Source organism: Rhodoferax sp. GW822-FHT04A08 (assembly GCF_058801025.1).
Window position 1 is genome coordinate 229142 of record NZ_JBXAMW010000001.1, and the last position, 13549, is coordinate 242690.

The 13549-nt window shown below is 61.6% G+C and carries 14 protein-coding genes; 8 read left to right on the plus strand and 6 right to left on the minus strand.

The genetic code is table 11. From position 1 onward, the window contains the following. Positions 1 to 2: 2 nt before the first annotated feature. Positions 3 to 923, minus strand: a complete 921-nt coding sequence (locus AC1RMF_RS01035; protein WP_493138868.1) for an AAA family ATPase — start codon at positions 921 to 923, stop codon at positions 3 to 5. Positions 924 to 964: 41 nt separating this feature from the next. Between AC1RMF_RS01035 and AC1RMF_RS01040 the strand changes: the two genes are divergently transcribed. The 7 genes from AC1RMF_RS01040 (at position 965) to AC1RMF_RS01070 (ending at position 8329) form a co-directional block, all read left to right on the plus strand. After that, positions 965 to 1918 (plus strand): histone deacetylase family protein, encoded by a 954-nt coding sequence (locus AC1RMF_RS01040; RefSeq protein WP_493138871.1) that lies wholly within the window; start codon positions 965 to 967, stop codon positions 1916 to 1918. Positions 1919 to 1940: 22 nt separating this feature from the next. After that, positions 1941 to 3221: a mechanosensitive ion channel family protein gene (locus AC1RMF_RS01045; RefSeq protein WP_493138873.1), complete on the plus strand. Its 1281-nt coding sequence runs from the start codon at positions 1941 to 1943 to the stop codon at positions 3219 to 3221. A gap of 124 nt (positions 3222 to 3345) precedes the next feature. Further along, on the plus strand, positions 3346 to 4095 hold the full coding sequence (locus AC1RMF_RS01050; protein WP_493138875.1) for an electron transfer flavoprotein subunit beta/FixA family protein: 750 nt from the start codon (positions 3346 to 3348) through the stop codon (positions 4093 to 4095). A 2-nt stretch (positions 4096 to 4097) separates the two neighbouring features. After that, on the plus strand, positions 4098 to 5030 hold the full coding sequence (locus AC1RMF_RS01055; RefSeq protein ID WP_493138876.1) for an electron transfer flavoprotein subunit alpha/FixB family protein: 933 nt from the start codon (positions 4098 to 4100) through the stop codon (positions 5028 to 5030). Positions 5031 to 5093: 63 nt separating this feature from the next. Next, on the plus strand, positions 5094 to 6884 hold the full coding sequence (locus AC1RMF_RS01060; protein ID WP_342618002.1) for an acyl-CoA dehydrogenase: 1791 nt from the start codon (positions 5094 to 5096) through the stop codon (positions 6882 to 6884). A gap of 51 nt (positions 6885 to 6935) precedes the next feature. After that, positions 6936 to 7892, plus strand: a complete 957-nt coding sequence (locus AC1RMF_RS01065; protein ID WP_493138877.1) for an NAD(P)H-dependent flavin oxidoreductase — start codon at positions 6936 to 6938, stop codon at positions 7890 to 7892. A 50-nt stretch (positions 7893 to 7942) separates the two neighbouring features. Continuing rightward, the gene (locus AC1RMF_RS01070; protein WP_342618000.1) at positions 7943 to 8329 is read left to right on the plus strand and encodes an MAPEG family protein; all 387 of its coding nucleotides are present in this window, start codon (positions 7943 to 7945) and stop codon (positions 8327 to 8329) included. Here AC1RMF_RS01070 and AC1RMF_RS01075 read toward each other — a convergent pair whose 3' ends face one another. The 4 genes from AC1RMF_RS01075 to AC1RMF_RS01090 form a co-directional block, all read right to left on the minus strand. Continuing rightward, positions 8330 to 9010, minus strand: a complete 681-nt coding sequence (locus AC1RMF_RS01075; RefSeq protein WP_493138879.1) for a glutathione S-transferase — start codon at positions 9008 to 9010, stop codon at positions 8330 to 8332. A gap of 11 nt (positions 9011 to 9021) precedes the next feature. Further along, entirely contained in the window at positions 9022 to 9957 is a 936-nt protein-coding gene (gene trhO / locus AC1RMF_RS01080) for an oxygen-dependent tRNA uridine(34) hydroxylase TrhO (protein WP_493138881.1), read from the minus strand. A gap of 19 nt (positions 9958 to 9976) precedes the next feature. Beyond that, the gene (locus AC1RMF_RS01085) at positions 9977 to 10771 is read right to left on the minus strand and encodes a DODA-type extradiol aromatic ring-opening family dioxygenase (protein ID WP_493138883.1); all 795 of its coding nucleotides are present in this window, start codon (positions 10769 to 10771) and stop codon (positions 9977 to 9979) included. A gap of 129 nt (positions 10772 to 10900) precedes the next feature. Next, complete coding sequence (locus AC1RMF_RS01090) at positions 10901 to 11635, minus strand: siderophore-interacting protein (protein WP_493138885.1); 735 nt, start codon at positions 11633 to 11635, stop codon at positions 10901 to 10903. 33 nt (positions 11636 to 11668) lie between these two features. Here AC1RMF_RS01090 and AC1RMF_RS01095 point away from each other — a divergent pair, with 33 nt between their 5' ends. Beyond that, the gene (locus tag AC1RMF_RS01095) at positions 11669 to 12133 is read left to right on the plus strand and encodes a MarR family winged helix-turn-helix transcriptional regulator (protein ID WP_493138888.1); all 465 of its coding nucleotides are present in this window, start codon (positions 11669 to 11671) and stop codon (positions 12131 to 12133) included. A 3-nt stretch (positions 12134 to 12136) separates the two neighbouring features. On the opposite strand, the gene AC1RMF_RS01100 is transcribed toward AC1RMF_RS01095, so the two are convergent. Next, positions 12137 to 13501 carry an MBL fold metallo-hydrolase gene (locus tag AC1RMF_RS01100; RefSeq protein ID WP_342617994.1) on the minus strand — a complete coding sequence of 455 codons (1365 nt, stop codon included), beginning with the start codon at positions 13499 to 13501 and terminating at the stop codon, positions 12137 to 12139. Between the last annotated feature and the right edge of the window lie 48 nt (positions 13502 to 13549).

The following is a 13549-nucleotide window of genomic DNA, read 5'->3' on the forward strand; positions in this document are numbered from 1 at the left end:
TCTTATGGCAGCGGTACCGCCGCCAGCATGGCCAGCACCTGCTCCCGTGGTCCGCGTGCTGCGCTGTCCACGGGAACCAGGCGGTGGGCAATGGTTTGTGGCAGGATGGCTTGCACGTCATCGGGTGCCACATAGTTGCGCCCGCTCAGCAGGGCCTGTGCCTGCGCTGCCCGCAGGACCGCAATCCCGGCGCGCGGGCTCAGTCCTTGTACAAACCACTGGCCGCTGCGGCTGGCGGCAATCAGGTCCTGTACATAGTCCAGCAGTGGGCCAGCCGTATGTACTGCGCGCACCGCGGCCTGCAACTGCTGCAGCTCACCGGAGCGCAAAACCGGTTGCAGTGCATCGGCCATGCCGCGCCGGTCGGTGCCACTGAGCAGTTCGCGTTCGGCAGTGCGGTCCGGGTAGCCCAGCGAGATGCACATCAGAAAGCGGTCCAGTTGCGACTCGGGCAGGGGATACGTCCCCACCTGCTCCAGCGGGTTCTGGGTGGCGATGACAAAGAAGGGTTCGGGCAGGGGACGGGTCTGGCCTTCCACCGAAACTTGCTTTTCCTCCATGGCCTCCAGCAGCGCACTTTGCGTCTTGGGGCTGGCGCGGTTGATCTCGTCGGCCAGCAGCACTTGCGCAAAGATGGGGCCGGGGTGGAATACAAAGGCCTCCTTGCCACGTTCGTACACCGAAACGCCGGAGAGGTCGCTGGGCATCAGATCGGAGGTGAACTGCACCCGAGAAAACTGCAGACCGAAGCTGCGCGCCAGCGCGTGGGCCAGAGTGGTCTTGCCGACTCCCGGCACATCATCGATCAGCAGGTGTCCACCGGCCAGCAGACAAGCGACACAGTCCTGGATCTGGGCCGACTTGCCCACAATCACCGTGTTAAGCTGATCCATCAAAGTATTGAGCGTATGTTGGGCGTCCATGGTTGGACGTTACCCGAATTTTCTGAAAAGCGAGTTTTCAGGTGAACAAGACAGGTTTCTTTTTTCACGGCGATTGCAGCCAGCATGAAATGGGGGCAGGGCACCCGGAATGCCCGCAGCGTCTTGCGGCCATCGAGAAGCGGCTGCAGACGCAGGGCGTGGCCGAACAGCTGCTGCGCCGGGAGGCACCTCTGGCCTCCATTGCCGATCTGGAGCTAGCCCATGACCGCATGTATGTGGCGTCGCTACGCGGTCTGACCGATGGCCTGCGCGATGAAGTGCTGGCAGGTGGCCCGGAGCATGCGCAGATCGATCCAGACACCAGCATCAATATCCACACCTACGATGCTGCGTTGCGTGCCGCCGGTGCCGCCGTTGCAGCAGTGGATGCGGTGATGGATGGTGAGATGGACAACGCGTTCTGCAATGTGCGCCCGCCCGGTCACCATGCCTGCCACGCCAAGGCCATGGGGTTCTGCTTTTTCAACAACGTGGCGGTGGCGGCACGTTACGCACTGGAGCGTCGTGGCCTGCAGCGGGTGGCCATCGTGGATTTTGATGTGCACCATGGCAATGGCACCGAGGACATCGTCGCCGGCGACGAGCGCATCCTGATGGTGAGCTTTTTCCAGCATCCGTTCTATCCATATGGCGGCACAGCGTCCACGGCCAGCAATCTGGTGAATACGCCAGTGCCTGCCTATACCAAGGGTGAAGCCATCCGTGAATTGGTGGCATCCAGCTGGATTCCCCGACTGGATGCATTCCGACCCGAGCTGCTACTGATCAGTGCCGGTTTTGATGCGCACCGTGAGGACGACCTAGGTCAGATGGGGCTGGTGGAGAGTGATTACGAGTGGATCAGCCTGCAGCTGATGCAGGTAGCCCAACGCCATGCCAAGGGACGCATCGTCTCCTGTCTGGAAGGCGGCTACAACCTGGACGCACTGGCCCGCAGTGTGGAAGCACACGTGCGCGTCCTGGCGGGACTTTGAATAGATTGGAGTTGAGGAACCCATGGCAATCGTGCAAATCATCCCTGCACCCGAACCCATAGACGATTTTGAAGGCTGGCTGAATGCCTTTGCCCAGACCACGGTACTGATAGAGCTGGCGGCCTTGCTGGTCTGCGTGTTGCTGGCCTGGGCATTGGTGCGCGGGCTGCGGCGCGGTCTGGGTCTGCAGGAGGAGCGCTCCATCTGGTTTGGGCGGCGCAACATCGATGGCGTGCTGTTCCCGCTGGCGTTGCTGTGCCTGGCATTTGTTGCGCGCGAGATCCTGGCCAAACATGTGTCGGTGGCTCTCTTCAAAGTGGCCATCCCGGTGCTGGTGTCCCTGCTGGTGATTCGCGTGGGCGTCAAGGTGCTTCAAGTGGCATTCAGCGAGTCCAAGTGGGTACGTCCGCTGGAGCAAACCATATCCTGGGTAGCCTGGTTGATCATGGTGCTGTGGGTCAGCGGACTGCTTCCGGTGGTACTCAATGAGCTGGACATGATCACCTGGAAAGTGGGCTCTACTACGCTGTCGGTGCGCAATGTGCTGGAGGGCGCACTCACCGGCGGGGCTGTACTGATATTCACGCTCTGGATTTCTGCCGGGATCGAATCCCGGGTGCTGCGCAACGCCACCGGCGGCGAGTTGTCCCTGCGCAAGGCCATCAGCAATGCCACGCGTGCCTTGCTGATGTTCGTGGGTCTGATGCTGGCGCTCTCCGCAGTGGGGATTGACCTGACGGCGCTGTCGGTGCTGGGTGGTGCGGTCGGCGTCGGTATCGGACTGGGCTTGCAGAAGCTCGCCGCCAACTATGTCAGCGGCTTTGTCATCCTGGCCGAGCGCAGCATGCGCATTGGGGACAACGTGCGCGTAGACAGCTTCGAGGGTTTGATAACCCAGATCAATGCCCGCTACACCGTGATCCGGTCGCTCACCGGGCGGGAGTCCATTGTTCCCAACGAACTGATGATCACCAGCCGGGTCGAAAACCTGTCCCTGGCCGATCCGCGTATCTACCAGTCCACGGTGGTTACGGTGGGGTACGACAGTGATGTGGATTTGGTCCGGTCGCTCTTGCTCAAGGCGGGACAAAGTCAGCCTCGGGTGCTCTCGGATCCTCCTTGCACGGCGACGTTGTCCAACTTTGGAGCCGATGGCCTGGAGTTCACCCTGGGGTACTGGATAGAAGACCCGCAGAACGGGCAAGGCAACCTCAAGTCCGACATCAATCTGGCCATTTTGGCGGCGTTGCGTGCCAACCAGATCGATATTCCGTACCCGCAGCGCGTAATACACCAGCGCTGACGAAAGGTGAAACAAAAAAATAGTACGACCGTGCTATTTTTTGGATAATTAGCCGCATACAATCAAAAGAGTTGACGTGCACGTCAATTCCGAACACCCCATTACAAACTCTGGAGCAGCAAGCATGAAAGCAATGGTCGCGGTCAAACGCGTGGTGGACTACAACGTCAAAGTCCGGGTCAAGTCCGACGGCACGGGCGTGGATATTGCCAACGTCAAGATGAGCATGAACCCCTTTGACGAGATCGCTGTGGAAGAGGCGGTGCGCCTGAAGGAAAAGGGCGTGGTCACCGAGATCATCGCCGTCTCCTGCGGTGTAGCCCAGTGCCAGGAAACCCTGCGCACGGCCATGGCCATTGGTGCAGACCGCGCCATCCTGGTGGAAACCGCCGCCGACCTGCAGCCCCTGGCGGTTGCCAAGCTCCTGAAGGCTTTGGTGGACAAGGAACAACCCGGCCTGGTGATCGTGGGCAAGCAAGCCATCGATGACGACTGCAACCAGACCGGCCAGATGCTGGCTGCCCTGGGCGACTGGCCCCAGGCCACCTTTGCAAGCAAGGTCGAAGTGGTGGATGGCAAATTGAAGGCCACGCGCGAAGTGGACGGCGGCTCCGAGTCCCTGTCGCTGACCCTGCCCGCCATCATCACCACCGATCTGCGCCTGAACGAGCCGCGCTATGTGACGCTACCCAACATCATGAAGGCCAAGAAGAAGCCGCTGGAGACGCTCAAGCCTGAAGATTTGGGTGTGGACGTGAACCCGCGCATCAAGACCTTGAAGGTCAGCGAGCCCCCAGCCCGCAGCGCCGGTATCAAGGTGCCCGATGTGGCAACCCTCGTCGACAAATTGAAAAATGAAGCCAAGGTGATCTGAACATGACATCCCTCGTTATTGCCGAACACGACAACGCATCCATCAAGCCCGCCACCCTCAACACCATCACCGCAGCCACTCAGCTCGGTGGTGATGTGCACGTGCTGGTAGCAGGCCACAATGCCGCAGCTGCTGCCGCCCAAGCCGCCCAGATCAGCGGTGTAGCCAAGGTCATCCATGCCGATGAGGCCGGTCTGGCCCATGGCTTGGCAGAAAACGTCACCGCCCAGGTGCTGGCCATTGCAGCCAACTACAGCCACATCGTGCTGGCTGCCACGCCCTCGGGCAAGAACATTGCACCGCGCATTGCCGCCAAGCTGGATGTGGGTCAAGTGAGCGACATCACCAAGGTGGTGAGCCCCGATACCTTTGAGCGCCCCATCTATGCGGGCAACGCCATTGCCACGGTGCAAGCCACGGACGCGACCAAGGTACTGACGGTGCGCACCACGGGCTTTGACCCGGCAGCCGCCACCGGTGGCAGTGCTGCAGTAGAAACCGCAAGTGCAGTCGCCGCAGCAACCAGCGTCACCTTCCTGGGCTCGGAGATTGCCAAGAACGATCGCCCGGAGCTCACCAGCGCCAAGATCATCGTCAGCGGTGGCCGTGCCCTGGGTTCATCCGAGAAGTTCACCGAAGTCATCACCCCGCTGGCCGACAAGCTCAATGCAGCGATGGGTGCATCCCGTGCGGCCGTAGATGCGGGCTACGCGCCCAATGACTGGCAAGTGGGTCAGACCGGCAAGATCGTGGCGCCCCAGCTCTACATTGCCGTGGGCATCTCGGGCGCCATCCAACACCTGGCCGGCATGAAGGACTCCAAGGTGATCGTGGCCATCAACAAGGATGGCGAGGCTCCGATCTTCTCGGTAGCCGACTATGGCCTGGAGGCGGACCTCTTCACCGCGGTGCCGGAGCTGGTCAAGGCGCTGTAATTTGCGCAGGTTAGAAGGGCATCCAGAGTGGTGCCCTTTTTTTGTATCTTTTTGGAGTTTGTCATGAGTTTTGTTGCCCCCGTCAAGGACATGCTGTTCAACATCGAGCACCTTGCCAACATCGAACAGATCGCCCAAATCCCGGCCTTTGCCGATGCAGGGCTGGACACGGCACAGGCTGTGCTGGAGGAAGCCGCCAAGTTCACCGAAGGCGTGCTCGCTCCCCTGAACTGGGAAGGCGACAAGAACCCTACCAGCTGGAAGGACGGTGTGGTCACCGCAACTCCTGGCTTCAAGGAGGCGTTCAAGCAATTCGCAGAAGGCGGCTGGCAAGGTCTGCAGCACCCGGCTGACTTCGGTGGCCAGGGCCTGCCCAAGACCATTGGCGCGGCCTGCATCGAAATGACCAACAGCGCCAACCTGAGCTTTGCGCTGTGTCCGCTGCTGAGCGACGGCGCCATTGAAGCCTTGTTGACTGCAGGATCTGACGAACTCAATGCGGTCTATCTGGAAAAACTCGTCAGCGGCGCCTGGACCGGCACCATGAACCTGACGGAGCCGCAAGCGGGCTCCGATCTGGCCGCAGTGCGCACCCGTGCGGAGCCGCTGCCGGATGGAACCTACAAGATTTTCGGTACCAAGATCTTCATCACCTGGGGTGAGCACGACATGGCCGAGAACATCGTGCACCTGGTGCTGGCCCGCGTGCAGGGCGCGCCCGAAGGCGTGAAGGGAATCTCCCTCTTTGTGGTACCCAAATTCCTGGTCAACGCGGATGGCTCCCTGGGCGCGCGCAACGATGTGCACTGCGTGAGCATCGAACACAAGATGGGCATCAAGGCCAGCCCGACGGCCGTGCTGCAGTATGGCGATCACGGCGGTGCCATCGGTTATCTGGTAGGCCAGGAGAACCGCGGCCTGGAGTACATGTTCATCATGATGAATGCGGCCCGCTATGCGGTGGGTGTGCAGGGCATCGCGGTGGCCGAACGCGCGTACCAGAAGGCCGTGACCTTTGCCCGCGAACGCGTGCAGAGCCGCCCGGTGGATGGTTCCATGCCCAGCGCAGCACCCATCATCCACCACCCCGATGTGCGCCGCATGCTCATGACCATGCGCGCCTACACCGAGGGGTGCCGCGCGATGGCTTCGGTTGCTGCCAGTGCCTACGACGCGGCTCACCACCACCCGGATGCCGATACGCGCAAGGCCAACCAGGCCTTCTATGAATTCATGGTGCCCCTGGTCAAGGGGTACAGCACCGAGATGAGCCTGACCGTGACTTCACTGGCGGTGCAGGTGCATGGCGGCATGGGTTTCATCGAAGAGACTGGTGTGGCCCAGTACTACCGGGATGCCAAGATCCTCACCATCTACGAAGGCACCACCGCCATCCAATCCAACGACCTGGTGGGCCGCAAGACGGCACGCGACGGTGGCCAGACAGCCAAAGGCATTGCCAGCCAGATCGCAGCGACCGAAGCCGAGCTGGTGCAAAGCGGTTCGGCAAACGCAGCGGCCGTAGCCAAGCGCTTGAAGGCTGCGCGCGAGGCGTTCCTGCAGGTGGTGGACTTTGTGGCTGGCAATACCAAGGCCAGCCCGAATGCGGTGTTTGCAGGCAGCGTGCCTTATCTGATGCTGGCCGGCAATGTCATGGCCGGCTGGCAGCTCGCACGCGCATTGCTGGTGGCAGAGAAGGCCGTGGCTGCAGGCACCGACGTGCCGTTCATGCAGGCCAAGATCACCACCGCGCGCTTTTACGCCGACCACATCCTGAGCCAGGTACCCGGTGTGCGCGATGCCATTGTTGAAGGCGCTGACAGCGTGACCAGCATGGCGCTGGATGCGTTCTGAAGACAAGACAAAGCCCAGACAACGATAAACACAAAGAGAGAGACTCGCCCCATGTCCAAACTGCCTCCTCCGCTGGACCGCCTGCCGTTTCCGGTCATTGGTTCACCGCTCTTCATCATCAGCAATCCCAAGTTGGTGATTGCCCAATGCATCGCCGGCGTGGTGGGCTCCATGCCCGCACTCAACGCCCGGCCTGCTGAGCAATTGGAAGAGTGGCTGATCGAAATCACCGAGGCACTGGCGGCCCACAACGCGGCGCATCCGGACCGTCCCGCAGCACCGTTCGCCATCAACCAGATCGTGCACAAGAGCAATGAACGGCTGGAGCATGACATGGCCCTGTGCGTCAAGTACAAGGTGCCCATCATCATCACGTCGCTGGGTGCACGCGAAGACGTGAACGCAGCGGCGCATTCTTATGGCGGTGTGGTGCTGCATGACATCATCAACAACAAGCATGCGCACAAGGCCATCGAGAAAGGTGCGGACGGTTTGATCGCCGTGGCAGCAGGTGCCGGCGGGCATGCGGGCGTGAAGAGCCCGTTTGCCCTGGTGCAGGAAATCCGCCAGTGGTTCGACGGCCCGTTGGTGCTCAGCGGTTCCATCGCCACCGGCGGCGCCGTGCTGGCAGCACAGGCTATGGGCGCGGACTTTGCCTACATTGGTTCGGCCTTCATTGCCACAGCGGAAGCGCGTGCGCCTGAGGCCTACAAGCAATGCGTCGTCGACAGCAACTCGGACGATATCGTCTACAGCAACCTGTTTACCGGCGTGCACGGCAACTACTTGGCACCCAGCATCCGTGCCGCTGGCATGGACCCCGACAACCTGCCGGTCAGCGACCCGAGTGCCATGAACTTTGGTGGAGAAAAAGCCAAAGCCTGGAAGGAAATCTGGGGTTGCGGCCAGGGCATTGGTGCCGTGACCAAGGTGCAGACTGCGGGTGAGTACATCGCCCAGCTCAAGCGCGAATATGCGGAAGCCCGGGCGCGTCTGCTCGCACTTTGAGCGCATGATCCGCCTTGCGCGCTGGTTGCGTTTTCAACAAGGAATAAGACATGGTTTGGATTGACCTGGTGGCCGTGCTGGCTTTGCTGCAGATGATCTTCTTTGCGGTGCTGGTCGCGCTGGCGCGTACCCGCTATCAGGTGCATGCACCCGCCACCACGGGACATCCCCAGTTTGAACGCCTCTACCGGGTGCAGATGAATACGCTGGAATTGATCGTGGTCCTGTTGCCGGGGCTGTATCTTGCTTCGCATTACTGGTCACCCCAGCCCGTGGCGTGGGGCGGCGCCATCTATCTTGTGGGCCGCATGGTGTACTGGAAGTCGTATGCCAAGGACCCCGCCAGCCGCAGCCTGGGTTATGGGCTCAGCGTTTTCCCGGTGCTGGCCATGCTGGGAGCCGCCCTGCTGGGCATTGTCCTCAAGGTCGTGGTCTGACTACTGCAGATTGGGCCGATCTGAACCGGGCAACGCAAAGCGGGTGATACGGGGCGCGTCGCCCGCCTGCCATGGTGGTACTTTTTCCATGATGGCCTGAAAGGCCGCAGAATCCTCGAAGCGTTGCAACCACTGGCCCAATTGCGGCCAATCCTGCGCGGCAAACCATTGCGGATCGGTGTGGGCAAACTGCCGTACAAAGGGTGCAATTGCAGCATCCAGAAATCCCCATCGCACACCATGCAAGCACGGGTTTGCTGACAGGCGCTCGGCCAATGGGCGCAAGAATTCGCTACCGGCCTCCCTGTGGGCCAAGCCATCAGCCAACGCAAAGCGGGCGGGGTACTTGTAGCGATCCAGGGCTTGCTTGAAAGGGCCGTCATTCAATGCAATGCAGTTCAGCGCGTCTTGCATGGCCGTCTCATCGGCGGGCAACCAATGGTGTTCATCGCCTTGCTGCAGGGCCCAGAGCATGATGTCCAGACTCTGCTCAATCACTTGGCCGTCAGGGAGCAGCAGCACCGGCACAGTTCCCATGGTGGATGCCATAAGCATCTGCCGCGGCTTGTCCCTGAGCAGAATTTCGCGCAGCTCAACTTCCACGCCACTGGCCTGCAATGCCAGCCGCGCACGCATGGCGTACGGGCAGCGGCGAAAGGAATAGAGAACCGGCAGGGCCATGTGAACAGGCCCTAGGCGGCGTCACCAATATGTGTGCGTTGCCGTGCCTTGGCCAGCTCCCATTGGCGTTGGCGTTCCCGGGCGCCGTTCTTCTGCGCCTCACTGGTGTGGGCATGGCAACGCGGGCAGCTGACGCCAGCCTCATACAGCGGCGACTCCATGGCGCCGTCCTCCAGCGGTTGGCGGCAAGCACGGCACAGCGCGTGCGAGCCGGGCACCAGGCCGTGGCCTACCGATACCCGCTCATCAAACACAAAACATTCGCCTTGCCACAGACTCTGTTCCAGTGGCACGGTCTCCAGGTACTTGAGAATGCCGCCCTCCAGGTGATAGACCTCGTCATAGCCCTGGGCACGCATGTAGGCGGTCGACTTTTCACATCGGATGCCGCCGGTGCAGAACATGGCGACCTTGGGCTTCTTCCCTTGTGCGGTGGTATGTGCCAGTGGCTCGGACTGCTGGACCCAGGCGGGCAGTTCGGCAAAGGTACGGATGTGCGGATTGATGGCATGGGCAAACGTGCCAATCTCCACCTCATAGTCGTTGCGCGTATCCACCACCACCACGTCCGGGTCGCTGATGAGTGCATTCCAGTCCTGCGGCTTGACGTAGGTACCGGCCATGTGGGTGGGGCTGATGCCCGGTACGTTGAGGGTGACGATCTCTTTCTTCAGCCGCACCTTCATGCGGTGAAAGGGGGCTTTGTGTGACCAGGATTCCTTGTGCTGCAGGTCGGCCAGCAGCGGATCGGAGCGCAGATACGCCAAGACGGCCTGCACGTCCTCTGCAGCCCCGGCAATGGTGCTGTTGATGCCTTCACGCGCCAGCAGGATCAGGCCCTTGACGTTGTGCTGCTGGCATAGCGCCAGCAGCGGCGCCTTGCGGCTCTCGAAGTCGGGGAGGTCGACGAACTTGTAAAAAGCCGCAGTCAGAAAGGGGGCAGACATGCCCGTATTTTGCAACGCTTCAATCAAACGCCCAGGCACCCAGGCAACTTGGCCCCACGGCACCGCGCCAGAGTCGGCGTGCCGGCTGGTCCGAGCCGGCGCCGCTGGCCACCATCAGCGGCAGCAGATGCTCTTCGCGCGGATGGGACGCACGGCCGCCGGGTGCGCTGCTCCACTGCGCCAAATGCCGCGTGCGCCCGCTGCGGTCAGTGCTTAGTGCTGCGTCCAGCCAGTCGTGAAAGGCAAAGGACGCGGGTGCCGCCGCCTGGAAGTCGCGCAGGTTGTGATAGCTCATTCCCGAACCCACGATCAGCACGCCCTCGTCGCGCAGAGGTGCCAGGGCTGCGCCCAGCGCGCAATGCAGGGCAGGGTCCAGACTGGCTTGCAACGACATGGCCACGACCGGAATCTGCGCTTCGGGATAGATAACTTTGAGCGGTATGAAGACACCGTGGTCCCAGCCGTATTGCGGATCAACCCGGGATGCATGTCCCGCAGAGCGCAGCAAACCGGCAGCCCGTTCCGCCAACTCCGAATTCCCCGGAGCCGGGTACTGCAGCGCATAGGTTTCTGGCGGGAAGCCGTAGTAGTCGTATATCAGTTCGGGGTGCAGGCCGCCGGTAAAACTGGGCACGGACTCTTCCCAATGGGCAGTCACAATCAGTATGGCTGCGGGCTGGGCGGGCAACAGCGAGGGGATGCTGCGCAGGAAATCTTCGGTGGCCTGGTAGCGCTGTTTGCGCTCACCGGTCATGAAAAATGAGGGGCCACCCCCGTGGGGCAGGTACACGGCGGGCATGCGCACAGTGGTCATGGGTGTTCCAATGGGTTGAGCCGCCATTTTGCGGCAGGTAAAGAGCGCGTATCGCCATAGCTGCTATGTGCCATTGGCATGACTTGGCGCACACGTTTCATGCAAGCACTCTCACTGCGTGCGCGCCAGTTACAAGGTCTCGTGAAAGTCGGCAGCGCCGGCTTTCCAGTACGCAGAAATGCGTGAAGCCTCGCGCGGCAATTGGCGCCCATTGATGAGTACCTCGCGCGCCTGGACCATGACGGATGCTTCACCGGCGCACCACACAAAACCTTCGCCCGCAGGCAACGGCGTATTGCGCAAGGCGTCCACCCACGCACGCGCATCAGTCAACCAGTGAACCTGCGCTGCACTGCGGGAAGTCGGCAACTGGCGGTCCAGCGGGTCGGCGATCTGTGCAAACACCAGGGCCGTGCTGCCTGTGGGAAGCTCCAGCAGCCTGCGACGTATGGCGGGCAGGGCAGAGGCGTCGCCCGCCAGCAGATGCCAGTCGTAATCGGTGGGCACGATCATGGAACCCTTGGGGCCGCCAATGACGGCTGCATCGCCAACACGGGCCTGCCGCGCCCATTCGCAGGCCGCGCCATGGGCATGCAGTGCGAATTCCAGCGTCAGTTCGCCGCGAGCCGTATTGATGTGCGTGGGCGTGAAGTCGCGCATGGCGGTTGCGCCGTTGCGGTCCGGGATGATGAGTTTGACATGGTCGTCAAACGACAGCGATACAAAGCTGTGGAGTGATTCACCTGCAAAGGTGAGGGACAGAAAGCCAGGGCTTGGTGCTTCGATACGGCTGATGTGCACGTCGCGCCGGAGCAATTCGTGCCGCACACGCTGAATGCGGCGCAAGGGGGATGCAATGGTCATGTGTTTGCAATCTAGTTGATAATGTCATCTATTATGAAAAAAGAAGTTGATATTGTCAACCAATTGCCTTTTGCGTCCGAGGACGATGTGCTGGAGCTCATCCACGCCGTGATGCATCAGGTACGCGCGCGCCACGGGCGAGCCGCTCCCGATGGGGGCCAATCCATCGCGCACATGGAGGGCAAGGTGATGAATTTCTTTGCCCGGCACCCGGGGGCCACGCAGAGCGACCTGGTTGTGCACTCAGGCCGTGACAAGGGGCAAATCGCGCGCCTGCTGGCGGGCATGAAAGACAAAGGCCTGCTGGAGTCCGTCACTGATGAAAAGGACCGCAGGGTGGTGCGCCACTTCCTGACCGAAAAGGCCAAAGACCTGCATGCCGACGTCAAACGCCAGCGTCAGCAGCTTTCCCGGTTGGCGGTGGCAGGGTTCAGTGCGCAGCAGAAGCAGCAACTGCTGGAGTTGCTGCGCCAGGTGCAGAACAACCTGCGTGAATAGACCCTAGGTCGGCCAGGTGGAGCCGTGCTCCGGCACCATGGCGCGCCAGCCGAGTTCCCGCGAGATGCGGGCGCGCAACGCGTCCGAAGCCTGCAGCTCGCCGTGCACCACATACACCTGTGACGGGGCAGAGGGCATGGTCTTGAGCCAGTTCAAAAGCTGGCCGGCATCCGCATGGGCCGAGGCCGATTGCAGTGACACGATTTCAGCCTGGACTTCCACATCGCGGCCATGGATGCGCACCGAACGCGCGCCGCTGGCCAGGGTGGCACCGCGTGTACCGGGCGCCTGGTATCCGGTCAGGATGATCATGTTGCGGTGGTTGCCGGCATGCTGCGCCAGATGGTGCAATACGCGCCCGCCAGTGGCCATGCCGCTGGCCGAGAGAATCACCATGGGGCCATGGCGTGTGGCCAGGGCCTTGGACTCGTCGGTGCTGCTGACCATGGTGGCACTGTGGGTGAGGGCACGTACCTCCGCTCCGGTAAGCCGGTGTTCGCCGGGATGCGATTCAAACAAATGCGTGGTGTGGACCGCCATGGGGCTGTCCAGAAACACCGGCAGACCCTTGGGCACTTCACCGCGCGCCTTGAGCTGGTTGATGGCGTGCAGGATGGCCTGTGCCCGGCCCACCGCAAAAACGGGAACCACGGCCACACCACCGCGTGCAGCCAACCGGTGCAGTGCGGGGCCGAGTTCAGCCAGCACATCATCCAGTGGATGGGTACGGTCGCCGTAGGTGGATTCGATCAACACCGTATCCGCAGCAGGCGCCCTGTCGGGTGGATTCATCAGCGAATCGTCGGGTCGGCCCAGGTCACCTGAGAACAGAATGCGGCGCCCGGCCAACTCCAGCAGGATGCTGGAGGCGCCCAGGATGTGGCCCGCAGATTGAAAGGTGGCTTGCCAGCCGGGGATGGGCTGGAACGTAACGCCCATGTTGACTGACTTGATCAGGGGCAGACAGTCCAGCGCGTCCTGGCGCGTGTACAAGGGCAAGGCTGGTGCATGTTTGGAAAAGCCATGGCGGTTGGCAAACAGGGCGTCCTCTTCCTGGATATGGCCGCTGTCGGGCAACAGGATCTTGCACAGGTCGCGCGTGCCGGTGGATGCGTACACATGGCCTGCAAAACCTTCCTTGGCCAGCAGGGGCAAGTAGCCGCTGTGGTCGAGGTGGGCGTGGGTCAGCAAAACGGCGTCGATGGTGTCAGGCACTACGGGCAAAGGGCTCCAGTTGCGCAGACGCAGTTGCTTGTAGCCCTGGAACAATCCGCAGTCCACCAGCAGGCTTTTGCCTTCGTGGCGGACCAGGTACTTGGAGCCGGTGACCGTGTTGGCCCCGCCCAGAAAGGTGATGCTTACGCCCATGATTGCCTCTTACAAAAAAGAAATGCCGTCTGATCCTTTATAGACCGG